The organism is Pandoraea sp. NPDC087047 (assembly GCF_044745225.1).
Lineage (GTDB): Bacteria > Pseudomonadota > Gammaproteobacteria > Burkholderiales > Burkholderiaceae > Pandoraea.
Window position 1 is genome coordinate 70,001 of the sequence record NZ_JBIUZU010000003.1, and the last position, 24,245, is coordinate 94,245.

23 protein-coding genes are annotated in these 24,245 nt (G+C 63.6%); 22 read left to right on the forward strand and 1 reads right to left on the reverse strand.

The features are described from left to right. The first annotated feature begins 7 nt into the window (after positions 1-7). The 10 genes from ACIPHM_RS05840 to ACIPHM_RS05885 all read left to right on the forward strand — a co-directional run bounded on the left by ACIPHM_RS05840 (position 8) and on the right by ACIPHM_RS05885 (position 9,476). Positions 8-895, forward strand: a complete 888-nt coding sequence (locus tag ACIPHM_RS05840) for an ABC transporter ATP-binding protein (RefSeq protein WP_400325461.1) — start codon at positions 8-10, stop codon at positions 893-895. Then, a complete protein-coding gene (locus tag ACIPHM_RS05845; protein WP_400325464.1) occupies positions 885-1,853 on the forward strand; it encodes an MlaD family protein in 969 nt (322 codons plus the stop codon). The genes ACIPHM_RS05840 and ACIPHM_RS05845 overlap by 11 nt, the downstream gene beginning before the upstream one ends. Positions 1,854-1,885: 32 nt before the next feature. Continuing rightward, complete coding sequence (locus ACIPHM_RS05850; protein ID WP_400325466.1) at positions 1,886-2,788, forward strand: ABC-type transport auxiliary lipoprotein family protein; 903 nt, start codon at positions 1,886-1,888, stop codon at positions 2,786-2,788. A gap of 16 nt (positions 2,789-2,804) precedes the next feature. Continuing rightward, positions 2,805-3,977 (forward strand): VanZ family protein, encoded by a 1,173-nt coding sequence (locus tag ACIPHM_RS05855; RefSeq protein WP_400325469.1) that lies wholly within the window; start codon positions 2,805-2,807, stop codon positions 3,975-3,977. A 197-nt stretch (positions 3,978-4,174) separates the two neighbouring features. Further along, positions 4,175-5,716, forward strand: coding sequence for an MFS transporter (locus ACIPHM_RS05860; RefSeq protein ID WP_400325472.1), 1,542 nt, complete (start codon positions 4,175-4,177; stop codon positions 5,714-5,716). 85 nt (positions 5,717-5,801) lie between these two features. Continuing rightward, positions 5,802-6,131 carry a (2Fe-2S) ferredoxin domain-containing protein gene (locus ACIPHM_RS05865; RefSeq protein WP_400325474.1) on the forward strand — a complete coding sequence of 110 codons (330 nt, stop codon included), beginning with the start codon at positions 5,802-5,804 and terminating at the stop codon, positions 6,129-6,131. Positions 6,132-6,275: 144 nt separating this feature from the next. After that, positions 6,276-6,905 (forward strand): alpha/beta hydrolase, encoded by a 630-nt coding sequence (locus ACIPHM_RS05870; protein WP_400325477.1) that lies wholly within the window; start codon positions 6,276-6,278, stop codon positions 6,903-6,905. 251 nt (positions 6,906-7,156) lie between these two features. Further along, the gene (locus ACIPHM_RS05875; protein WP_400325479.1) at positions 7,157-8,344 is read left to right on the forward strand and encodes a D-alanyl-D-alanine carboxypeptidase family protein; all 1,188 of its coding nucleotides are present in this window, start codon (positions 7,157-7,159) and stop codon (positions 8,342-8,344) included. 14 nt (positions 8,345-8,358) lie between these two features. Beyond that, entirely contained in the window at positions 8,359-9,207 is an 849-nt protein-coding gene (locus tag ACIPHM_RS05880; protein WP_400326513.1) for a D-amino acid aminotransferase, read from the forward strand. Further along, positions 9,204-9,476: a DUF493 family protein gene (locus tag ACIPHM_RS05885; RefSeq protein WP_400325482.1), complete on the forward strand. Its 273-nt coding sequence runs from the start codon at positions 9,204-9,206 to the stop codon at positions 9,474-9,476. Before ACIPHM_RS05880 ends, ACIPHM_RS05885 begins: the two co-directional genes overlap by 4 nt. A gap of 49 nt (positions 9,477-9,525) precedes the next feature. Here ACIPHM_RS05885 and ACIPHM_RS05890 read toward each other — a convergent pair whose 3' ends face one another. Then, a complete protein-coding gene (locus ACIPHM_RS05890; RefSeq protein ID WP_400325485.1) occupies positions 9,526-10,566 on the reverse strand; it encodes a transcriptional regulator GcvA in 1,041 nt (346 codons plus the stop codon). A gap of 100 nt (positions 10,567-10,666) precedes the next feature. Between ACIPHM_RS05890 and ACIPHM_RS05895 the strand changes: the two genes are divergently transcribed. The 12 genes from ACIPHM_RS05895 (at position 10,667) to ACIPHM_RS05950 (ending at position 24,224) form a co-directional block, all read left to right on the forward strand. Then, complete coding sequence (locus ACIPHM_RS05895; protein WP_400325488.1) at positions 10,667-10,999, forward strand: DUF2917 domain-containing protein; 333 nt, start codon at positions 10,667-10,669, stop codon at positions 10,997-10,999. 197 nt (positions 11,000-11,196) lie between these two features. Continuing rightward, complete coding sequence (locus tag ACIPHM_RS05900) at positions 11,197-12,132, forward strand: DMT family transporter (protein ID WP_400325491.1); 936 nt, start codon at positions 11,197-11,199, stop codon at positions 12,130-12,132. A 216-nt stretch (positions 12,133-12,348) separates the two neighbouring features. Then, positions 12,349-13,056, forward strand: a complete 708-nt coding sequence (gene lipB / locus ACIPHM_RS05905) for a lipoyl(octanoyl) transferase LipB (protein ID WP_400325494.1) — start codon at positions 12,349-12,351, stop codon at positions 13,054-13,056. A gap of 24 nt (positions 13,057-13,080) precedes the next feature. Then, positions 13,081-14,088, forward strand: a complete 1,008-nt coding sequence (gene lipA, locus ACIPHM_RS05910; protein ID WP_400325497.1) for a lipoyl synthase — start codon at positions 13,081-13,083, stop codon at positions 14,086-14,088. Positions 14,089-14,589: 501 nt separating this feature from the next. Next, positions 14,590-15,474, forward strand: a complete 885-nt coding sequence (locus ACIPHM_RS05915; RefSeq protein ID WP_400325500.1) for an N-formylglutamate amidohydrolase — start codon at positions 14,590-14,592, stop codon at positions 15,472-15,474. A gap of 1 nt (position 15,475) precedes the next feature. Continuing rightward, positions 15,476-16,255, forward strand: coding sequence for an IclR family transcriptional regulator (locus ACIPHM_RS05920; RefSeq protein ID WP_046290609.1), 780 nt, complete (start codon positions 15,476-15,478; stop codon positions 16,253-16,255). Between the two features lie 402 nt (positions 16,256-16,657). Continuing rightward, entirely contained in the window at positions 16,658-17,626 is a 969-nt protein-coding gene (locus ACIPHM_RS05925) for an ABC transporter substrate-binding protein (RefSeq protein WP_400325504.1), read from the forward strand. Positions 17,627-17,640: 14 nt separating this feature from the next. Beyond that, entirely contained in the window at positions 17,641-18,477 is an 837-nt protein-coding gene (locus ACIPHM_RS05930) for an ABC transporter permease (RefSeq protein WP_400325506.1), read from the forward strand. Between the two features lie 10 nt (positions 18,478-18,487). After that, entirely contained in the window at positions 18,488-19,282 is a 795-nt protein-coding gene (locus ACIPHM_RS05935; RefSeq protein ID WP_400325509.1) for an ABC transporter ATP-binding protein, read from the forward strand. A 44-nt stretch (positions 19,283-19,326) separates the two neighbouring features. After that, positions 19,327-20,613 carry a dicarboxylate/amino acid:cation symporter gene (locus ACIPHM_RS05940; RefSeq protein ID WP_400325511.1) on the forward strand — a complete coding sequence of 429 codons (1,287 nt, stop codon included), beginning with the start codon at positions 19,327-19,329 and terminating at the stop codon, positions 20,611-20,613. A gap of 267 nt (positions 20,614-20,880) precedes the next feature. After that, positions 20,881-22,872: an ATP-binding protein gene (locus tag ACIPHM_RS05945; protein ID WP_400326516.1), complete on the forward strand. Its 1,992-nt coding sequence runs from the start codon at positions 20,881-20,883 to the stop codon at positions 22,870-22,872. Then, positions 22,872-24,224: a sigma-54-dependent transcriptional regulator gene (locus ACIPHM_RS05950; protein ID WP_400326519.1), complete on the forward strand. Its 1,353-nt coding sequence runs from the start codon at positions 22,872-22,874 to the stop codon at positions 24,222-24,224. Before ACIPHM_RS05945 ends, ACIPHM_RS05950 begins: the two co-directional genes overlap by 1 nt. Positions 24,225-24,245: the final 21 nt, after the last annotated feature.

Genomic DNA, 24,245 nt, shown 5'->3' on the forward strand with positions numbered 1-24,245 from the left:
GACGGTCTTGACCTCGTCCGAGAGTGAGCTGAGGCGTGGCGCGGCGGCCGATTGTCCGCCGGTGTCGTCCACGTTGCCGGGCCAGGCGGAACCGGTGATCGAAGTCCGCGATCTCACCAAGCGCTACGGCAGGCACACGATTCACGAGCACCTGGATCTCACGGTTCGGCAAAGCGAGATCATCGCGCTCGTCGGCGGTTCGGGCTCGGGCAAGACCACGCTGATACGACAGATCATCGGACTCGAGGCCCCCACCAGCGGCCACATCAGCATCTTCGGTCACGACATCACCATGATCGACCGGCGCACCGCACACTTGCTGCGCCGCCGCTCGGGCATGCTGTTTCAGCGCGGCGCGTTGTTTTCTGCGATGACGGTGTTCGACAACATCGCCCAGCCGCTGCGCGAGCTTCATACGCTCTCGGAAGATCTGATTCGCGATGTCGTGATGTACAAGCTCGAGATGGTGGGGCTGTCCGGGCGTATGGCCAGCCGCATGCCCTCGGAGTTGTCGGGCGGCATGATCAAGCGCGTGGGCATTGCGCGGGCCATTGCGCTGGAGCCGGAACTGCTCTTTCTCGACGAGCCGACTGCGGGTCTCGATCCGCAGGCGTCGGACGAATTCGTGGATATGATTCGCGGCCTGCATCGCTCGCTCGGTCTGACCGTCATTATGGTCACGCACGATCTGGATACGGTGATGATGCTTGCCACGCGCGTGGCGGTGCTGGCCGATCGCAAGGTGCTCGTCAACGCGCCCGTCGAAGACGTGGTGTGTGTCGATCACCCGTTCATCCACAGCTTCTTCCTCGGTGAGCGCGGTAGACGCGCGCTGCTGGCTTTGCCTGCGGCACGGCGCGCCAAGATTTCGGAGTTACTCGACGATGGAAAATAAATCGCACGCTTTCATGGCGGGCCTTTTCACACTGGTATTGCTCGCAACCGTCGCCGCGTCGGTGTACTGGTTCAATCGCGACAATCGCGTCCGTGTGCCCTACGATCTGGTCTCTCGCACCAACGTGACCGGGCTCAACCCCGAATCCGCCGTGCGATATCGCGGTCTGGGGGTCGGCAAGGTCGAGTCGATCAAATTCGATCCGCGCACGCCGGGGCAGATTCTGATCCGTATTCTCGTGAACGAAGGCACGCCAATGACCAAGTCGACGTTCGCCACGCTGAGTTATCAGGGGGTGACGGGGCTAGCTTTCGTGCAGTTGGACGACGACGGGCATGACCGGACGTTGCTGCCATCGTCCGAGAAGCAAGTTGCGCAATTGCGCTTGCGCCCGAGCTTCGTCGACGAACTTCAGCGACGCGGGAACAACCTCGTGCATCAACTCGAAGAGGCGACGTCGTCGGTCAACAAGCTGCTCGCACCTGAAAATCGGCAAGCCATTCTCGATTCGATCAACAGTGTGAAGATGGCCGCGCAGAGCGTGAATCGCGTGGCGACGCAGCTTGAGCCGGTCACGCAGCAGTTGCCCGAGACCGTGCGTGAATTGAACGGCACGCTCGCGGGGGCGCATCGTCTGACCAATCAGTTGACCGACCCGCAAGGGCCGCTCGTGCGCAACCTCGATAGCGTGGGGCGTGCGGCGGATCAGGCAGCGTCGAGTCTGGCGGCCTTCCAGGGCACCATGCAGACGTTCGAGGGCTCGTTGCAACAGGAGGCGCTGCCGCGTCTGAACAGACTCTCCGACGATCTGCGCTTCACTTCGCAGGCTGTCGGCCAGGCCGCCGAGACGATCAACCGCAATCCGCGCGCGCTGCTGTTCGGAACGTCCCCGCCGCCGCCCGGGCCGGGTGAAGCCGGTTTCGCGTGGCCCAATGGGACGAATGGGGCAGGTCAATGAAGCGCGATACCGTCATGCAAGGGGATATCGAAATGACTGAGCCGACCGGGTTGACCGAGGCGACGGAGATGACTGAAGCGAACAACGGAGTGCGTGGCAATCGGAATCGTGCCGGGGCGCTCACGGCGTGGCTGCGTGGTGTCACGACGGTGGTGGGAACGGCACTTGGGACCGCGACGCTGGTCGCCGGATGTGCCGCTCCGGCGCCGTCCGCTTCATTGACGCGCTTCGATCTCGGCCCGCCGACGATTCCCGCTTCGGCCATCGCCAGCGTCAATGCCAGCAATGCCGCCAATGCCGCCAATGCCGCCAATGCCGCCAATGCGGCCAATGGCACAACCTCGGCCGCTCCGGCGTCGGAGGTCGCGGCGACCGGTTCGCTGCGCCTGTCGCCGCTCAAAGTGGTGGTCAATGCGCCGAGTTGGCTCGACTCCGACATGATCTATTACCGCTTGCCTGCGAGCGAGGGCGATCAGGCGCGTGTGTATGCGAACAGCCGCTGGCTGGCGTCGCCCGCACGGCTCTTCGGAGATCGGCTGCGTGCTGCGTTGTCCGTCGACCGGGCGGTGCTTGCGGCGGGCGATCCGACGGCGGCCCCTGCGCTGCGCGTGGAACTCGAAGAGTTCGCACAATACTTCGACAGCACGTCGACAAGTCACGGCGTCGTGCAGATGCGTGCCACGTTGTTCGACGGACCGAAGCTGATCGCCCAGACGACGTTGCGTGCGCAGGCACCCGCTCCGAGTGCCGACGCGGCCGGTGGCGCGCGAGCGCTCGCCGCTGCGAGCGACGCGGCGCAAACGCAATTGATCCAGTGGCTTGCCGGGCGAGTACCGGCCCCTTCGGCCACGACCCGCGCGCCGGCACAGTCGCGTGCGTTGCCCGCGGGCGCGTCTCAGGCCTCGGGCGCGGGCGCCTCGGCCCCCGCGCGATAGCCGGGTTGTCTCGCCGATGCCTGAGCAGGATGTCAAACCCTGGCAACGACGCGCTTCCCCGCTTACGCGTCAGGCGCTGCTGTGCCTGATTCTGTTGATCGCTTACGCAAGCCTGTATCCGTTCGAATTCCAGCGCGCCGTCGTCGGCCCCTTCGACTACCTGTTTGCGCCGCTTCCGCGCTGGATGACGATGTTCGACGTCGTCACCAATGTGCTGGGTTACATCCCCCTCGGCATGCTCACCGTGCTGGCGTTGCATCCGGCGTGGCGAGGCACGCGGGCGGTACTCACGGCGTTCGTACTGGGCACCATGCTCTCCTGCGGGATGGAGGCATTGCAGACGTATCTGCCCACGCGGGTGGCGTCGAATGTCGATCTGGCGACGAACGCGCTCGGCGCGCTTATCGGCGGTGCAATCGCGGTGCCGCTCACCAGTCCGCTGCTCGATCGCGGATGGTTGCGGCATCTGCGTTTTGCGTGGTTCGAACGCCATGCGAGCCTGTTGCTCGTATTGCTCGCGTTGTGGCCGTGGGCACAGGCGTATCCGCAGCAGTTTCTCTTCGGCGACGGCGATCTCGTGCGTCAGATCTGGCTCTGGCAGGATCCCGACGTTACGGATCTGGTGCTGGATTGGGTGCCGAAGCTCGGGCAATTGCAGGACTATCTGTCCGAGCTCGATGCCGTCGCCAGCCACGCGCTCTGGGAGACGGTCGTGACCGCCAGTGGCACCGTGCTGGCCGGGCTGCTCGCCACATTGGCCATGCGTCGTTCGGCGCCGCGCGTGCCATTGCTTTGCGCGATGTTCATCAGCGCGTTCGCGATCAAGGCGATTGCCGCCGCCTGGCAGTTCTCGCCCACGCAGGCGTTCGATTGGGTGACGGCCGGGGCGATCTACGGGCTGGTCATCGGCGGGCTGATCCTCGCCGTCGCCGGGCGTGGCCCGCGGGTTCTTCGGGGGGCGGTCGCGCTGGCGGCGCTCGTCGTGCTGCTGGTCTTCGTCAATCTCCTGCCCGCGAACCCGTATTACGAAGCGGCGCTTCAATCGTGGCGGCAGGGCCAGTACGTTCACTTCAACGTATTGGCACGGTGGCTGGCGTGGACATGGCCGTATCTCGTGCTGATCTATCTGCTCGCGATGTTCGACCCGACACATCGCGGTCCTGCGCGTAGCGTCGGAAAACAGCGCTGAGCCCTGCCTGGCGGGGATTCCCGGCGAGTTTGAGTTGCCGATTGTTGCCGAATCGGAAATAGCGTATTGGCCGTCATCCCATTGGTGATCCCGCCCTCGAATCCTAAACTCTCATGTAAGGCACGCTGACACTTGGTGCGCCACGACCGCCCGGCATCTGCAGGCAGAGCCCGGGCGGTTTTCATTGGGGAGCGAAGATGAGTACATGGGGATTGGTGTTGGCGCACAAGACACGGCAGCGCGTGCTGATGGCCGTGATTGCCGCCGCCACGGGCATCGAAATGCTGGAGAACGGCATGTTCGTGTTCGCCTCGTCGCACATCGCGGGCGGCGTTGGTGCCGCCCCGGAAGAGTACGCTTTCGTCTCCACGCTTTACGCCGTCGCCGGCATTCTGGTCATTCTCAAGCAGCGCTGGCTGGCGTCGCGCCTCGGCTATCGCGCTTTTCTCGCCGGCGCGCTCACGCTCATGGCGTTCGGCGCATGGCTTTGCGGTATGGCGCACAACCCGGCGCAACTCGCCGTCGCACGCTTCATGCTGGGGCTGGGCGCAGGGTCGCTGTTTACGGCGAGCCGGATTCTCATCAACCTGTGTTTCGCCCCCGAACTGCGGCTGCGCGCGCTGCTTTTCTTCACCTACGGTTTCTTCGGTGCACAGATCTCGGCACCGCTGCTCGCGAGCTATCTCGTCGATCACTTCCTGTGGTCGTCGGTGTTCTTCGCGATGGTGCCGATTGCGCTGGCCGGCGCGCTGGCATCGTGGCGCTTCATTCCGGATTTTCGCGAGCGTCTGCGCGACGAAGGCGACTTTGAGATGCGCGGCATCGTGTTCTTCGCGGCAGGGGTGCTGTTCGTCGAAGTGATGATGCAGCGCTCGCGGTTCGATTTCTTCTCCAATCCGCTGCATCTGCTCGAACTGTGTCTGGTCGGCGCGATCTGCGTGATCGGCTACATGTGGCACCAATACTCGCATCGCAAGCCGCTCATCGACTTTCGCGTACTGGTGCGCAACCCTGTGTATGTGCTCGGGTTGGGCGGCTATGCCGTGTACTACTTCTTCTCCTATTCGACGTCGTATCTGTTCCCGATCTACATGCAACAAGGGCTGAACTGGAGTGTGGAGCACACGGGATACCTGCAAGCGGTGGCGTCGGTGACGAGCCTTGCCGTGGCCGTGGCGTACACACTGGCGCGTCCGAAGTTCGTGCAACTCAAGCCGTTCGTGCTGCTTGGGTATCTGTGTCTGCTGGGGTACGCGTTCCTGCTCTCGCAGAGCTATCAGGGCGTGTCGAGTCAATGGCTGATCCTGCCGATGGTGCTCAGTGGGCTCGGCGGCGTGTTTGCCATGATTCCGATTGCCGAACTGACGTTTCGCGGTATGGACGAATACGTCTTCCAGCATGGGTATCAGACGAAGAACATCGTGCGTCAGTTGGTGAGTTCGATGTCGGTGTCGATCATGGCCGTGTCGATGCAGGACCGTCAGGCGGTCTTCATGCATCAGTTGACGCCCGCGATGACGCCGCTCAACCCGGCTTACAACGCCGCTGTTGCGCAGGCGCAGCAGACGTTCGGTGCGAGCGTCGATGCGACGACGGCGGCACATATGGCTTCAGCGTGGGTGGGCAGTCTCGCCTCGCAGCAGGCGCTGGTGCTCGCGTGCGTGAACGTCTTCTTCGGCTTTGCGTGTCTCGCGGCCTTCTGTGCGCTGTTCATGGCGGTGCAACGGCGTTTGCGCTGATGCATGCCGACGTAAGGGGCCGGCAGGTCGGTTAGAATGACCCGCAATAAGCGATTACGTTGCCACCTCCCCAAAAAGCACCGCCATGGCCACCCAGCCGCAGTACTACCAGCATCACGTATTTTTCTGCCTGAATCAGCGCGAACCGGGTGCCGACCGCCCGTCGTGCGCGAACTGCAACGCGCAGTCGATGCAGGAATACGCCAAGAAAAAGGTCAAGCAACTCGGCCTGGCCGGTCCCGGCAAGGTGCGTGTGAACAAGGCCGGGTGCCTCGATCGGTGCGAGCAGGGGCCGGTTCTCGTGATCTATCCCGAAGGGACCTGGTACACGTACATCGACGAGACCGATATCGACGAGATCGTCGAGAAGCATCTGGCGCAAGGCGAGATCGTCGAGCGTCTGCTGATCGACTGATCCGGCCGCGGGTTCGACGCAAGATTCACGCCCCGATCCGCGACAGAATTCGCCGCTTATCGCTTGCCCGATGCGCGCCATTCGCGTTGTCACGCCGCGCGCATGGGCGCACCGCCCGCCCAGCACCTCAGCTCAACATCGCTCATGAATGCTCAGACTGAACGCTTCACCATCGACGGCCCGGTCGGCGCCATCGAAATCGCCATCGATCGTCCGGCCGGCGAGCCGCGCGGGATTACGCTCGTGGCTCACCCGCATCCGCTGTTCGGCGGCTCGCTCGACAACAAGGTCGCGCAGACGCTCGCGCGGGCCTTCGTCCAGCTCGGCTACGCCGTCGTGCGCCCGAATTTCCGGGGCGTGGGCAAGTCGCAGGGCGAACACGACAAGGGCATCGGCGAGCGCGACGATCTGCTCGCCGTGATCGCGTGGATGCGTCAGCAGCCGGGCTGGGAGACGCTCCCGCTGGCGCTCGCGGGCTTCTCGTTCGGCACGTTCGTGCTCTCCCATGTCGCCAAGACGCTGGAAGCCGCGGGCACGCCTGCGCAGCGTCTGGTGTTCGTGGGCACGGCGGCGAGCAACTGGGAAGTGGCCACGGTGCCGGCCGACACGCTTGTCATTCACGGCGAGCAGGACGAAACGGTGCCGCTGCAATCGGTGCTGGATTGGGCGCGTGCGCAGACCCTGCCCGTCGTGGTAATCCCCGGCGGCGAGCACTTTTTCCATGGCCTGTTACCGCTGCTGAAACAGATCGTGGTCGACGCGTGGCGTCATTGATACATCCGGGGGCGAATTTCGCGTAATTTCGGCCGCCAGTGTGCGCTTCGCTGGGGGCGTCAAATCGCGACGGGTATAATTCGCTTCTGAACCTTGTCATGCCGTGTCGGGTCTATGTCCCCGACAGGCATGGCTCCGGCGCTCCGGTGCCGCCGTCTTCTCCGCCGTGCCGCGCTCGCCAAAGCGTCGATTGCACGGCGCTCCTTCAAGCGCAGATGCCCCTGAGCCTCACTTCGTTTTCCTCATCGCCCATGAAATTCAACGCTTCGCTGTCCCGTGCCGCCGTCGCCGCGGCGATTGTCGCTTGCGGCTCGCTTGCTACGCTTCCCGCTCGTGCTCAACAGATTCCGCCGCCGCCGATGACGGCCAAGGCGTGGGCCATCGTCGATGTCACCAGCGGTCAGGTGCTCGCCGCCGGCGACCCGGATGCCCGCGTGGAGCCGGCGTCGCTCACGAAGATCATGACGACGTATCTGGTCTTCGAAGCGCTTCGCGACAAACGCATTTCGTGGGATCAGACCGTGATTCCGGGCGAGTCGGTTCGCAAGGTGGGCCGCGACGAATCGCGCACCTTCATCGAAGCCGGCAAGCCGGTCTCGGTGCACGACCTGGTCTACGGCATGATCATCCAGTCGGGTAACGACGCCTCCATCGCGCTGGCCGAACTGGTCGGCGGCTCGCAACCGGGCTTCGTCGAACTGATGAACCGTGCCGCGCAGCGCATGGGGCTCAAGAACACCCATTACACGAACGTCGACGGTCTGACCGACCCGCAGCACTACACGACCGTGGCCGACATCGCCACGCTCTCGACGCGCATGATTCAGGACTTCCCCGAGTACTACAAGGTCTACTCGGAGAAGAGCTTCACGTACAACAACATCCGCCAGCCGAACCGTAACCGTCTGCTATATCTCGATCCGACGGTCGACGGCCTGAAGACCGGCCATACCAAGGAAGCGGGCTACTGCCTCGTGTCGACGGCCTCGCGTCCGCTGCCGGGCGCACCGGGCGTGAACCGTCGCGTGCTGTCGGTGGTCGTGGGTGAGCCGACCGAGCGCGCGCGCGTGCAGGACAGTCTCTCGGCGCTGAACTACGGGTATCAGAACTTCGACACGCTGCGCGTGTACGGCGCGAATCAGGTTGTGGCCACGCCCAAGGTGTGGAAGGGCAAGGACAGCGAGCTGAAGATCGGCGTGAAGAAGGACACCTTCATCACCGTGCCCAAGGGCATGGCCGACAAGATCAAGCCGCAGCTCGAATTGCGCGAGCCGCTGATCGCCCCGATCGCCAACGGCGCGCAGGTCGGCACCGTCAAGGTCATGGCAGACGGCAAGCAACTGGCCGAATTCCCGGTCGTGGCGCTTGGCGACGTGGCACAGGCCAGCTTCATCGGCCGTGCGTGGGACGCCCTGCGTCTGATGTTCGTGAAGAAGTAAGCGGCGCCATGAGCATCGATCAGGCCCCCGTCTGGCTCAATGGCGAACTGATTGCGCTCGCCGACGCGAAGATTTCCGTTCTCGACCGAGGTTTCCTCTTCGGGGACGGTATCTACGAAGTTGTGCCGGTCTATCACGGCAAGCCGTTCCGTCTGGCGCAGCATCTCGACCGGCTGGAGCGCAGCCTGGCCGAGATCCGCATTGCCAATCCGTACACGCGTGCCGAATGGGAGGCGCTCTTCGCGCGTCTGTCGGCCACGTGTGCGGCCGACCCGCACAGCGTTTATGTGCAGGTCACGCGCGGGGTTGCCCCGCGTCAGCACACGTTCCCGAAGGACGTCGCACCGACGGTGTTCGGCATTGCGACGCCGCTCACGCTGCCGAGCCGCGAGAAGGTGGAGCAGGGCGTAGGCGCGGTCACGCATGAAGACCGTCGCTGGCTGAACTGCCACATCAAGTCGACGTCGCTGCTGGGGAATGTGCTGATGGCGCAGTACGCGGCGGATCACGACGTGCAGGAAACGATCCAGTTCCGCGATGGTTTGCTGACCGAGGCGTCGTCGAGCAACGTGTGGGTGATCAAGCACGGTGCAATGGCCGCGCCGCAGCGCGATAATCGGATTCTCGAAGGCATTCGCTACGGCGCGCTCGAAACGCTGGCGCGCGAATGCGGCATCGCCTTCGAGGAGCGCGAGGTGAGCGAGGCGCAGGTGCGCGACGCCGATGAACTGCTCATCACGTCGGCCACCAAGGAAGTGCTGGCGGTCGTCACGCTCGATGGCAAGCCGGTGGGCGATGGCAAGCCGGGCCCCGTCTTCCGCGCGCTTTATGCGGCGTATCAACGCGCCAAGGAGGCACTATGACGACGGAAGAGAAGAAGAGTCTGATCGATTTTCCGTGCGACTTCCCGATCAAGGTGATGGGGCATGCGCAGGACGGTTTCGCGCAGGCCATTGTGGAGCTGCTGCGTGAGTTCGACGCGCAATTCGACGCCGCCAAGGTGGAAATGCGCCCGTCGAGTTCGGGCAAATATCTCGGGCTGACCGTGACGGTGCGGGCGCATTCGCAAGCGCACCTCGACGACATCTATCGCAAGCTGACCGGCCATCCGATGGTCAAGGTCGTCCTGTAAGGGATGTGACGGGGATAGCGGCACACGCGGCACACGCGACGCACGGGGTTCAGGCGTGCGTCGGCGCGCCGTCGTCGGGCGGCATTTCGGGCCCCAGCCCCAGTTGCGCGTGCGTCGTCATCTCGCCGGCGGTGGCGGCCATGCCGGCCGCGAGTGCGGCGCGGCTCGGCTGCGTTGGCCGGCGAAGCGTGTGCTTCACCAGTTCGAACGCCGCGACCTCCTCCAGAAACCACGCCCTGAACGCCTGAACGCGCTGCGTCTCGAGCACCGCGGGCGGACACACGAAGTAGTAATCCCACTCGCACGGCGTATCGACGTCGGACAGCCGCACGAGGCGTCCCGCCATGATGTCGCCGATCGCCAGCGAACGCCGCACCAGCGCCACGCCCTGACCGACGATGGCCGCCTGCGAAAGCATCCCCGAATCCTCGTACATCATCCCTTGCGTCGGCTCGGGCAGGTCGAAGCCTGCGGACGCGAACCAGGGCGACCACGGCTCGTCCTGCGAGCGCAGCAACGTGCTATTACGGAAGTCTTCTGCGGTCTGCGGCAGATTCCCGTCGTTATAGGACGGACTGCACGCGGGGAAAAACACGTCGTCGAGCACTTTCTCGATGTGAAGTCCCGGCCAATTGCCTTTGCCCATGCGCAGCGCGATGTCCACGTCGTCGCGCTCGAAGTCGGTCAACTGGGCGCTGCACCGCAATTCCACTTCCAGTTCCGGATGCCGGTCGATGAAGCGGCCGATACGCGGCGTGAGCCAACGGCTGGCAAACGACGGCATGGTCGTGAGCACCAGCCGCCGCTCGCTGCGCGTGCCGGCTTGCAGCTTGCGTGTGGCCTGCGCGATGTCGGTGAGCGCGGCGCGAATCGACACGGCGTATTGGCGTCCCGCCGGCGTAATACTGATGCGCTTGCCGTTGCGTGCGAAGAGCGTCGTGCCGAGCTCCTGCTCCAGCGCACGAATCTGATGGCTGATCGCCCCGTGCGTGACGAACAGCTCCTCGGCCGCGCGCGAGAAACTCTCCAGGCGGGCAGCCGCCTCGAAGGCGCGCAAGGCGCTCAGGTTGGGAAGTCTCCGAAGGTCCATGTGAGCTTTATTTGCAAGGCCGTGAAAATATGTCGTTTGGTGCGGCGCTTGTCAGTCCCTATGATTCAGTCATTGTCTCGCACTGAGTGGGGGTCGTAAAATGCAAAACCATCTAACGAAGGTGCAGTACTTCTACGGAATTCGTCCGGGCGAAGTGGTGACGCTCGATCTGCACCAAGAGCATACGCTTGTCGCGCGAGGCGCGGCCGTCTGGGTGACGCGGGCAGGTGATCCGCGCGATTACTGGCTGATGCCCGGCCAGCGCCTTGCCGTCGAACCGGGACGCCGCTACTGGGTTTCGTCGGACGAGATTGCCGAAGCCGAGCTGGAGCGTGACGTCGCCCGCCGTTTTCCGCTGGCGCGTATGCTGCGCAAGTGGCTGGCCGGCCGCCGTGCCGCCCGCGAAGTCACCTCCTGCACGGCCGCCGCCTGACGAAGCACGCAAGTCTGCCCTGCGTCGCCTCGCTTGCGTCACTCACGCGCGCTCTGGCAAGGACTGCCAAAGAGCGCGTGTTTCGTTTCAGGCGACGAGGCAGGCGTCTCGGTTGTTAATTTTATTCATAACAAGACGCGCAATAATCGAATCGAAAATAGCCGATAACGCACCGAAACAAGAGAAGTGTCCTTCCGATGAGTCAAGCTTCGCCCTCCGCACCCGTGTCTTCTTCCTCGCTGAAAAACCCGCAAACCGACGAACGCCTTGGCCGTCTATTGATGATCGCCGCCATGGTGATCTCCGGCACGATCGGTTTTTTCGTGCTGATGTCGGGGCAGCCGGCCCTGAACGTGGTGTTTTTCCGCTGCCTGATCGGTGCGCTCAGCCTGTGCGCGTGGTGCGCTTATCGCGGCTACTGGCGCGGGTTGCGCATGGCGCGCTGGCAGATCGTGAACGTCGTGCTCGGGGCCATCACGCTGGTCTCGAACTGGTATTTCCTTTTTACGGCCTACCGGCTGACGTCGGTGGGGATCACGACGGTTGTTTATAACGTGCAGCCTTTTTTGCTGGTGCTCGCGAGCGTGGTCGTCACGCGTGACCGGCCGTCGCTGGCCACGCTGGGCTGCCTCGGCGTGGCGTTCGCGGGGCTGGTGATTCTGGCCGAGCCGGGCGGTGTGCATGGCGCGGGGTATCTGATCGGGGTGGCCAGTGCGCTGGCCGCCGCGTCGCTATACGCCGCGACCACGCTCTTCACCAAGAAGCTCGCCGGTACGATCCGCCCCGAGATCATCGCCGCGCTGCATATGGTGATCGGTGCCGTCGTGTTCGTCTGGATGGCGGATTTCCGGCATTTGCCGTCGGCGCCGCGCGAAATCGGGGCCATCGTGACGCTGGGTCTTTTTCACACGACGTTCATGTATCTGCTGCTGTATGGCGCGTTTCAGAAGGCGTCGACGTCGAGCCTCGCGGTGTTCGGCTTCGTGTACCCGGTGGTGGCCGTCGCCGTCGACTTTCTGGCGTTCGGGATCGTGCTGCATCCCACGCAGTGGCTCGGCGGGGTGATGATTTTGCTAGCCGCCGGTTGGTATGCGCTGGGATTGGGGGGTGTGCCTGCGAGAAAGGCCGCTTAAGGTCGCCTCCAGCCGATTCAAGCCGATTCAGGCTGATGAAAAAGGCGATTGGCCGCTTCAGGGCGTTTAAGGCGCGAGGGGCTGCCTGACGTTATTCCAGGCCGCATCGTGCGTTCGGCCGAGGCAAACCGTTGCGCCCGGGCAACATCCGAGTGTCGCCGGGTTGGGGCGATGCGCTTCGAGCACGACCGGTCCGGTTTCGTTAAAATTGCGTCCATGACCTCCCCGATCGAAGTTTGCTGGCGCGGCACGGAAGACTACGCCACCTCGTTCGACGCCATGCGCGCGTACACCGACGCCCGTGGCGCGCACGGCCCCGACCAGCTCTGGATCGTCCAGCATCCACCCGTCTACACGCTCGGACTCGCCGGCGATCCCGCTCACCTGCTTGTTGCCAATACCGGTATCCCGCTCGTCAAAGTCGACCGTGGCGGACAGATCACGTACCACGGCCCCGGCCAGGTGGTGATCTATCTGCTCGTCGACCTGCGCCGACGCAAGCTCGGGGTACGCGAAATGGTGCGCTTGATCGAGCAGGCGGTGATCGACACCCTTGGAGCGTATAATCTCGACGTTGAGCGCCGGGCCGGCGCGCCGGGCATCTATGTGAGTCAGGGCGACGGCACCACCGCGCATGCCGGTGCGAAGGTCGCCGCGCTCGGGTTGAAGATCCGCAACGGATGCAGTTATCACGGCGTGTCGCTTAACGTCGCGATGGATCTGCGGCCGTTCGACTGGATCAATCCGTGCGGTTACGCCGGTTTGCAGACCGTAGACATGGCCACGCTCGGCGTGGCTCCCCGCTGGGACGAAGTGGCTGCGCGACTGGCGCAGCAACTCGGTCAACACCTCGAACAGCACACCGCGACGACTGATGCCGCGCCGCAGGCCGATCCGGCCGCCAGCGCAAACGCCGCCGCCTGATTGGACGTCTGGAAAGCCCCCATCATGACCACCGTGACTCAGAACGACACCGCGAACAAGGAAGTTCGCACGATCGACGGCGACTACGACGCCACCGCCAAGCAAAAGTCCCAGGCCAAGACCGCCCGAATCCCGATCAAGATTGTGCCGATCGAGCGTCTGAAGAAGCCGGACTGGATTCGCGTGAAGGCGGCCACCCACACCTCCCATTTCTACGAGATCAAGCAGATTCTGCGAGAGCACAACCTGCATACGGTGTGCGAAGAGGCGAGCTGCCCGAACATCGGCGAGTGCTTCGGCAAGGGCACGGCCACGTTCATGATCATGGGCGACAAGTGCACGCGCCGTTGCCCGTTCTGCGACGTGGGTCACGGCCGCCCGGATCCGCTCGATGCCGACGAGCCGCTCAACCTCGCGAAGACCATTGCCGCAATGCGCCTGAAGTACGTGGTGATCACGAGCGTGGATCGCGACGATCTGCGTGACGGCGGTGCCCAGCACTTCGTCGACTGCATTCGCCACGTGCGCGAGCTTTCGCCGCAAACCCGCATCGAAATTCTGACGCCGGACTTCCGCGCCCGTCTGGACCGCGCGCTGGGCATTCTCAATGCCGCACCGCCCGATGTGATGAACCACAACCTCGAAACGGTGCCGCGCCTGTACAAGGAAGCGCGCCCGGGGTCGGATTACCAGCACTCGCTTAACCTCCTGAAGGAGTTCAAGGCGGCGCATCCGGATGTGTCGACCAAGTCGGGCCTGATGGTCGGCCTGGGCGAGACGGACGAAGAAATTCTCGAAGTGATGCGCGACATGCGCGCCCACAACGTCGACATGCTGACGATCGGCCAGTACCTCCAGCCTTCGGAGCACCATCTCCCGGTGCGTCGCTACGTGACGCCCGACACGTTCAAGATGTTCGAGGCAGAGGCTCACAAGATGGGCTTCACGCACGCCGCAGTGGGCGCGATGGTGCGCTCGAGCTATCACGCCGACGTGCAGGCCCACGAAGCCGGCGTGGCCGACGCCATCTGATTGGCCGGCTGACTTGGTGAGCTGACCCAGCAGGCATGACACCGCTTGTCGGCTGAGTGAAATAGCAGCAGAGAACGCGAATCGTCGAAAGACGGTTCGCGTTTTTCATTGGGACGACACGAACATTGCCAGGCAGGCATGACGTCTCGTGCGCCCAAAGCCTTGGCCCTCGCCGCAACCCTACCCTTAGCGAGCGGCCCACCGTCCATTACGAGACGTCACAAACTGTGTTCGGTTCGCTAGGCGATACGCACGACCGGCATTGACAGATGCCGACCAACATCCCCGATACACACCGTCATCTGCGCTGATCGTCGGCAAACGATCCTCCTCGCACCCGGGCCAATGCCCGATCTCCTTCGAAATATGTTGTAACAACCGTCACCTTGTCGGCATTCGGGTGTTGTTTCAGAATATTGATACGTTGTTTTGCTTGGCAAAACAATGCGCCTGCTGGGGTTATTCGCAGGCGGATGTTCCGGATGCACGCCAGGAGGCAGCATGTCCCGTCAGGTCACTGAGGGCCGATTTTTTGTGGAAGCGCCGCAAAGTGGCTCGGTGGGCCGGGGGAAGCATTTGCCTCTGGTGATCGACGCGCCACACAGCGGTCATGTGTTTCCACCGGATTTCGACACGATTGCCCCGACGGCGGCTGTTCTCGCCTGCGGCGACCCCTACGTCGACGAACTGTGGTCTGTGGCCACGCATCACGGCGCAACGCTCGTCGCAGCGCTTTTCCCGCGCGCTTACATTGACCCGAATCGCACCGAATACGACATCGATCCCGAGTTGCTCGCCAGCATGTGGCCGCACGATGCACGTCCGCAAGCCTACAGCGAACGAGGTGTCGGTCTGCTGCACCGGTTTGCCGCACCCAACGTCCCGCTCTACGACCGGCGTCTGACGGTGGCCGAGGTCGAACGTCGCATTCACGACTACTACCTGCCTTATCGCCACGCGCTGCGCGACGCGCTCGACGACGCCTGGCAGCGTCACGGCGTGGTCTGGCATCTCGACTGTCATTCGATGCATTCGCGCGGCGGTGCGCTCGACCCCGATGCGGGCATGTCGCGCCCGGACGTGATCGTGAGCGACGCCGACGGCACCACGGCAGATCCGGCGTTCTCGCGCTGGGTGATGGCCGAATTCACGCGCTTGGGTTTTCGCGTGGCCTACAACGCGCCGTATCGCGGCGGCGATCTGGTGCGTCACTTCGGGCGTCCCGGCGAGCGGCGTCACAGCGTGCAGATCGAGCTGAACCAGGCGCTTTACCTGAATGAATCGTACGGCGAGAAGCATGACGGCTTTTCGACGTTGCAATCGCAACTTGGCCAATTTGCGGCGGCGCTCGCCGCCTATGCCGAACAACATAGCGAGGAAGTTTGAGATGGACTACACAGTCGCTTCAGTCGACACGGCGCTTTCGCTGCTGTCGCTGGTCGGGGAGTGCCCCGGCCTGGGTGTGACGGAACTGGCGCAACGCGCCGGCCTGAACAAGTCGCGAGCGTTTCGTCTGCTGGCGACGCTCGAGCAGCACCGCTGGGTGGTCCGCGAGGGCAGCCCGGTCACTTATGTGCTCGGCGCGCAGGCGCTGGTGCTGGGTGTGGCGGGGCACGAGCAGGTCAATCTGGTGAAGGTGGCGCATCGTCATCTGCAGGCGCTCAATCGCGCGCTCAACGAGAACATTCAGTTGCGGGTTCGCGACGGTCTCGAATCGTTGTGCGTGGCGCGCGTCGAATCGACGCACGAGCTGCGCGTGCACGGCGTGGTCGGCAACCGTCGTCCGCTGTACGTGGGCGCATCGGGCCGTGTGCTGCTGGCGTTCGCGTCGGACGACGTACGTGCGCAGGTGCTGGGCCGCCCGCGCAAGCGCTTCACGGCAGGCACGCTGATCGAGCGCGACGAACTGGCCGCCGAACTGCTCAACGTGCGACGTCAGGACTGCGCCGTGAGTTTCGGCGAACTCGCGCCGGAAGCCGTATCGGTGGCGGTGCCGGTGCGCGATGCGTCAGGTGAAGTGATCGCGTCGCTCTCGGCGTCCGGCCCGTCCTCGCGCATGACGCGCGCGCTGCTGCCCGACATCTCGTCGCGCCTCTCGGCTTGCGCCGCGGAAATTTCCGCCGCACTCGGCTATCACACGCCTGTGCCGGAAGCGCTGTCGGCGTAATGGCTTGAGTTGACGTTCAGGGGCGTCGTTCGCCGACGCCCGAACTCTTTTGCTCACCTCTCTTCGAAATACCCCCGCTGTCCCGCGAGGGTAGTGCAGAGAGCTTCCGATTATTTCATCGGACCGTTGTGACCGGTTCGACTCAGGATTTGCCCTGAGACCTCGCGAGAAATTTCCCAATTTCGCCTGATTTTCTGGACTTCCGGAAACTATCTCCGCTGGTTTTCTGGTTTTTCGTATAACCAAACTTCGGGTTTTCCACAACTTCCCACAATAAAATCAACGACTTAACATATTGGCATAGATGTTGCTTTCTTACGCGCGTGCTGCCGCGTTGTCTGGAATCTCAACGGGAATCCGGAAAAACGTCGAGCAAGCCGTTCCAATAAGAGAGGAGACCGTATGTTCAAGCAATGTCTTGCCGCCGCTGCGCTATGCGCCGCTTCGTTACACGCGTTTGCCGACGATCTGGTGCGTCTGGGGAATCTGAAGTTCGCCCACTACGGCGCCGTGTCGTATATGAAGGTGATCGGGCCGAAGTACGGCCTGAAGATTGAAGAGCGCATGTTTGCCAAGGGCGTGGACATCATGCCGGCAATCGTGGCGGGTCAGATCGACGTGTCGGCAAGCGCGCTTGACGCGGCTATCGCGGGTCGTGCGCAGGGGGCGCCGATTTACGCCGTGGCCGGTTTCGCCAAGGGCGGTGTGCGTCTCGTGGCGAAGAAGGGTCTGCCGATCACCAAGGTGGCCGATCTCAAGGGCAAGAAAGTGGGTGTCGCCCGTGGCGGCGCTCAGGAACTGATTCTGTACGCAGAACTGGCCAAGGCCGGTCTCACGTGGTCGGATCAGCCGGGCAAGGACGTGCAGATCATGTTCATGGCCTTCGCCGATCTGAATCAGGCGCTCGCTGCCGGCAGCATCGACGCCATGTGCCAGTCCGAGCCGCAGGCCTCGCAAGCCATCAACAAGGGCTTCGGTGTGGAAGTGCTCAAGCCGTACGACACGCCGATCGGCGAGCCGGTGCGTGCGCTCGTGATCACCGAGAAGCTCTACAAGGAGAAGCCGGACGTGGCGCAACGCCTGATGTACGCGTTCGTTGAAGCGACCGACTACTTCATCAAGAACCCGCAAGCGGCCGAGAAGTACGTACGCGAGGACATGTTCAAGAACCAGATCACCACGCAGGACTTCACGGACGCTATCGGCAACTCGCCGTATAGCTACGACCTGAGCACCTCGCACGTGCAGCTCACGACCGACCTCATGAAGAAGTACGGCGTGGGCAAGTTGCAGGATCCGGTGCCGAAGGCTGACGACTGGGTCAAGCTCGACCTGCTCGCCAAGGCGAAAACCAAGCTGAACATCAAGTAAGGCGAGGCGAACGGATGGCCGAAGTGCTTGCTCATTCGGGTGCCTCACGCACCGCGCGCATGTTGCGCGGTGTGCTGATTCCGCTCGCGGTCGTGGTGATCTGGCAGATCGTCACGGGCCTCGAGTGGATCAACCCGATCATTCTCCCGTCGCCGGTCGCTGTTGTGGCCAAGTGGTGGCAATACCTCAAACCGACCGTGACGATGGCCGAAGGCTTCGCCGCGTGGCTGCAATCGAGCGAATTGCTCATGGACGCCACGCACAGCCTGTACCGCGTTGTGATGGGCTTTCTCGTCGGCGCGGGCATTGCGCTGCCGCTTGGCCTGCTCATGGGCACGAGCTCGCGTGTCTATGGTCTGTTCAATCCGTTGGTGCAGGTGGTGCGTCCGATTCCTCCGATCGCGTACATCCCGCTCGCCATTCTCTGGTTCGGTCTGGGCAATCCCCCCGCGTTCTTCCTTATCGCACTGGGCGCGTTTTTCCCCGTGCTGATGAATACGATCGCCGGCGTGCGTCATGTGGACGGCATCTATCTGCGCGCCGCGCGCAACCTCGGCGCCAGCCAGCTCACGATCTTCCGCCGTGTGATTCTGCCGGCCGCCACGCCGTACATCCTGTCCGGCGTGCGTATCGGTATCGGCACGGCGTTCATCGTGGTGATCGTGGCCGAGATGATTGCCGTGAACAACGGCCTCGGCTACCGCATTCTGGAAGCGCGCGAGTACATGTGGTCCGACAAGATCATCGCCGGCATGCTGACCATCGGCCTGCTCGGTCTGGTGATCGACCTCGGCATGGATCGTCTCAACAACCACCTGCTCAAGTGGCACCGTGGTCTCGAAACCAAGTGAGGCGACACACATGCTGATTCAAATCGATAACGTCAACAAACAATTCCCTGTGCCCGGCGGTGTCGTCGACGCACTCAAGGACATCGACCTGAGCATCGGCGAGGGCGAGTTCGTCTGCCTGCTCGGCCCGTCGGGCTGCGGCAAGTCGACGCTGCTCAATGCGCTTGCGGGTTTCGTGCAGCCGACTTCCGGTGCGATTCGCATCGACGGTCGTGCGGACGCCGCTGCGCAGCCCGGCCCGGATCGCGGCATGGTGTTCCAGGAGTACGCCTTGTTTCCGTGGATGACGGTGGCGCAGAACGTCGCCTTCGGCCTGGAAATCAAGGGAATGCGCCGCGCCGAGATCAACGAGCGCGTGGACCTGCTGCTCGGCAAGCTCAACCTGCGCGAGTTTCGCGACCGTTTTCCGCGTGACCTGTCGGGCGGCATGCGTCAGCGCGTGGCCATTGCCCGCGTGCTCGCGCTCGACAGCCCGATCATGCTCATGGACGAGCCGTTCGGCGCGCTCGACGCGCTCACGCGTCGCACGTTGCAGGACGAATTGCTGCGCATCTGGGAGGAATTCAAGAAGACGATCGTTTTCGTCACACACAGTATCGAGGAGTCGATCTATCTGGCCGATCGGGTCGTCGTCATGACGTACCGGCCGGGCACGGTCAAGCGGGACGTGGTCATCGAACTACCCCGTCCGCGAGACACGGCAGGCAGCGAATTCAATGAATTGAAGAAGGCGCTGGCCCAGATGGTGATGGAGGAGCAAATGCGCTATGCGCAAAGCGAGATTCGCGGCGTCACCGCGGATTGATAACAAGGGCGGTGGCTTGCCCCGCCGCCTGAAGAGGAAACAACATGCAAACCCAGACCAAAAAACCCTTTTACCGCATTCTGTACGTGCAGGTGCTGTTCGCTATTGTCATCGGCATTCTGCTCGGTCACTTCAAGCCCGATCTCGCCGTCGAGATGAAGCCGCTTGGTGACGCGTTCATCAAGCTCATCAAGATGATCATCGGTCCGGTGATCTTCTGTACGGTCGTGACCGGCATCGCCGGCATGGAAGACATGAAGAAGGTCGGTCGCGTTGGCGGCAAGGCCCTCATCTACTTTGAAGTCGTCTCGACGCTCGCCCTGGTGATCGGTCTGATCGCCACCCACATCCTCAAGCCGGGTGCCGGGTTCAACGTCGACATCAACTCGCTCGATCCGAAGGCTATCGCCGGCTACGCCGCGAAGGCCGCGCACGGCGACACGTTCACCGACTTCCTGCTGCACCTGATTCCGAACACGATCACCGACGCGTTCGCCAAAGGTGAAATCCTCCAGATCCTCGTGATCGCTATCCTGTTCGGCGCTGCACTGGGCGCGATCGGCGAGCGTGGCCGCGTGGTGACGAGCTGGATCGACAGCGTGTCGGGCGTGCTCTTTCGCGTTGTGCACATCATCACCAAGGTCGCCCCGCTGGGCGCCTTCGGTGCCATGGCCTTCACGATCGGCAAGTACGGTATCGCCTCGCTGGTGCCGCTGGCCAAGCTCATGGGCACGTTCTATCTGACGTCGTTCCTGTTCGTGATCGTGGTGCTGGGTCTGATCGCCAGGTTCACGGGTTTCTCGATCTTCCGCTTCCTCGCTTACATCAAGGAAGAGCTGCTGATCGTGCTGGGTACGAGCTCGTCGGAAGCTGCGCTGCCGCACCTGATGGAAAAGATGGAAAAGGCCGGTTGCTCGAAGTCGGTGGTGGGTCTCGTGATCCCGACCGGCTACTCGTTCAACCTCGACGGCACGAACATCTACATGACGATGGCCGTGCTGTTCATCGCGCAAGCCACCAACATCGACCTGACCTGGGGCCAACAGCTCACGCTGCTCGCCGTGGCGATGCTGACCTCGAAGGGCGCGTCGGGCGTGACCGGCGCCGGCTTCATCACGCTGGCCGCAACGCTTGCCGTGATTCCGACGATCCCGGTCGCCGGGATGGTGCTGATTCTCGGTATCGACCGCTTCATGAGCGAATGCCGTGCACTGACGAACATCGTCGGCAACGGCGTGGCCACGATCGTCGTGTCGGCCTGGGAAAAGGAACTGGACCGCAAGAAGCTGGCCAGCGCCATGTCGGGCACGCAACAGCCGGAACTGGCCTGACGGCCGGTGGCGGGGGCCACCGGGGTGGCGCGCAACGGGCACGATGCCTCTCGCGTGACACCCTCCGTACCCCTGCCAAAGTAACGTTCGCCACCGGGCGGCGCGGCACAGGCACAATAGCGCCTGAGCTTCGCCGCCCGGTGGTCCTTCAGTCATCGAATTGCGCACGGGTTTGGCGATGACGACGGGGGGCCCACGCGCCGCCCGCCGCCATCGTTCGGACCGGAAAATGACGTCAACAAGGCGTATTTCTTGACTCACGCCCTAATGGCCACCCCGCACGACAACACGATCCGCGCACGTCAGAGCCATGCCCCGCAAGGTGCCGCTTCGCCTGCGAGCCCCGCGGACTACCGGCGCGACGAAGTCCCCATCGATCTTGAGAGGACTGTTCCGATGCGCCGTTGGTCATGGATCGTCGTCATGTTGCTGGCGAGTGTCCTGTTCTGCTGGTTGACGTACGCCCTGAGCTGGCAGCGCGGCGTGGCCGACCTGCGCGTGAATGCCGGTGCGCGTGTGGAGCGCTACGCGGGCAGTCTGCGCAGCACCGTCGATCGCTACGAATTTCTGCCGTATCTGCTCTCGTTGCACCCGTACGTGCACGACTTGCTCTTGCATCCGGACGATCGGGCCGTCGTGCAGCGCGCCAACGATTATCTTTTCGACGTGAATCAGCGCGCCAAGGCGTCGGCGGCCTATGTGATCGATGCCAACGGGCTCGCGCTCGCGGCCAGTAACTGGCGCGAGAAGGCCACCTTCGTCGGGCAGGAGTATCGCTTCCGTCCGTATTTCATCGACGCCATCGCGGGTGCCTTCGGCCGCTTCTACGGCGTGGGGACGACCTCCGGCGAGCCGGGGTATTTCGTCTCCCAGCCGATTCTGGTCGACGGCCTGATTCGTGGCGTGGTCGTGGTCAAGCTGAACCTGGAGTGGTTCCAGCGTGCCGGGGCCGATGCCTCCGAGCCGGTGGTCGTGGCCGACGATCATGGCGTGGTGTTCCTGTCGTCCGAGCCGCGCTGGCAGTATCGTTCGCTCACGCCACTCGCGCCCGACGTGAAGGCGGCGCTCGACAGCACGCGTCAGTATTACAACCAGAACATCACGCCGCTCGCCTGGACGGAAGACGAGCGGCTCGACGCCGACGGCGAAGTCGTGACCGTGCGTGACGACCGGGCCGGCCGCGGCGCGGGCAAGACCCGTCGCTTTCTCGCCGTGCAGCGCAAGCTGGGCGAGCCCGACTGGACGCTCATGTACTTCGCCCCGCTCGATCAGGTGATCGCCAACGCCCGCATCGCGGCGGTAGCCGCGGCGTGCCTCGCGGCCTTCACCTGCTTGCTGGGCGTGGCGTGGAATCAGCGGCGTCAGCGCGTGCGCGACATGCTGAAGAGCCGCGAATTGCTGCAATCGGCGTATGCCGAACTGGGCGAGCGCGTGGCTGAGCGCACGGCCGATTTGCAGTCGGCGAACGAACGATTGCAGACGGAGGTGCAGGAGCGCTCGCGCACCGAACATGAATTGCGCGAAGCGCAAAGCGAACTCGTCCAGGCGTCGAAACTCGTGGCGCTGGGCCAGATGGCCGCTGGCATCACGCATGAACTCAACCAGCCGCTCTCGGCGCTGCGCAGCTTCTCGGACAACACGCGCGTGCTGATCGAGCGCAGGGAGTACGACGCCGCGCAGGAAAACCTCGAGGCCATTGCGTCGCTCACCGACCGCATGGGCAAGATCACCGGTCAGTTGCGGCTCTTCGCCGGACGGGCGCGGCGGGGCGACATGAAGGCGTCGGTGCATCGGGCGCTCGAGAACACGCTGATGCTGCTGCGCGGGCGTCTGGCCGGTATCCAGTTGACGACGACCTTCGCCAGCGGCCTGGACGACGTGCAGGTCGCATGCGAAGGATTGCGTCTCGAACAGGTGCTGATCAACCTGGTGGGTAACGCCATCGACGCCGTGGTGAGCGTAACCGGCCAGCACGCGCCGCCGTCGATCTGGATCGATGTGGACGCAGACGACCTGTGGGCGCGCATTTACGTGCGTGATAACGGACCGGGAATTTCGCAGGCGCATATGCCGCGCCTGTTCGAGCCGTTTTTCAGTACCAAGGAGGGCGGTCAGGGCATGGGGCTCGGACTCGCTATTTCATCATCCATCGCACAAGAGAACGGCGGTCAGTTGGTCGCACGCAACGTTCCGGGCGGTGGCGCAGAATTTCTCGTGACGCTGCGCCGTGTGCATGGCACCGGCGCGACAATCGCATGATGTACAAGAACCTCCAGATCCTTTTCGTCGAAGACGATGAACTCGTGCGGCGTGCCACGCTGCAAAGCCTGCAACTCGCCGGGCTCGACGCCTTCGGACTCGCCTCGGCCGAGGCCGCGCGCGAGCGCATCACGGCGGATTTCGCCGGGATCGTCGTGTCCGACATCCGGTTGATCGGCATGAGCGGGCTCGAATTGCTCGCCCATCTGCGTCAGCATGCCCCGGAAGTCCCGGTGATCCTCGTGACCGGTCACGGCGATATTTCGATGGCCGTGCAGGCGATTCGCGACGGCGCTTACGATTTCATCGAGAAGCCCTTTGCACCGGACCGTCTCATCGAGTCGGCCAAACGCGCGCTCGAAACGCGCAAGCTCATGCTGGAGAACCAGGCGCTGAGGCGCGAACTGGCGGAGCAGGGCGGACGCGCCTCGCGCATCATCGGCCGCAGCCCCTCGATGGAGACGCTGCGCACGCTCATCGCCAATGTCGCCATGACGGATGCCCCCGTGCTCATCAACGGCGACACTGGCACCGGCAAAGAGCTGGTTGCACGCAGCCTGCACGAGTTGTCGCGCCGGCGTGACGCCCCGTTTGTCGCACTGAACTGCGGCGCGTTGCCCGAAGCGATTTTCGAGAGCGAAATGTTCGGCCATGAACTCGGCGCGTTCACCGGCGCGGCCAAGCGCCGCATCGGCAAGCTGGAGCATGCGTCGGGCGGCACGCTGTTTCTCGACGAGATCGAGAGCATGCCTGCTGCGTTGCAGGTCAAGCTGCTGCGCGTGTTGCAGGACGGTGTGCTGGAGCGGCTGGGCTCCAACCAGTCGATTCGCGTGGATTGCCGCGTGGTGGCGGCGGCCAAGGGCGACATGGAGGCGCTGGTGCGCGAGGGGACGTTCCGTCGCGACCTGTATTACCGCCTGAATGTGGTGACGCTCGCGTTGCCGCCGCTGCGCGAGCGTCGCGAAGATATCCTGCCGCTGTTCGAACACTTCATGCTCGACGCGGCGGTGCGTTACGGACGTCCCGCGCCGGTGGTGTCCGATCGGATGCGTCAGGAGTTGTTGCAGTCGGACTGGCCGGGGAACGTGCGCGAATTGCGCAACGCGGCGGACCGTCTGGTGCTCGGTGTGGCGAGCGCGCCCGAGGGCGATTCGCTGGCGCCTCTGCCGCTCAAGGAGCAGGTCGAGCGCTTCGAGCGTGCCGTGCTGCAAGAGGCGTTGGAGCACAGCAAGGGCAACGTGGCGGCGACGGCCGAGGCCTTGCATGTGCCGAAGGCGACGCTGTATGAAAAGCTCAAACGCTACGGCCTGCACACGCGCGGGCATGGTGAGGGTGGGGAAGGGGGGCGTTGAGTCGTTGCGGCGCCCGTCGAC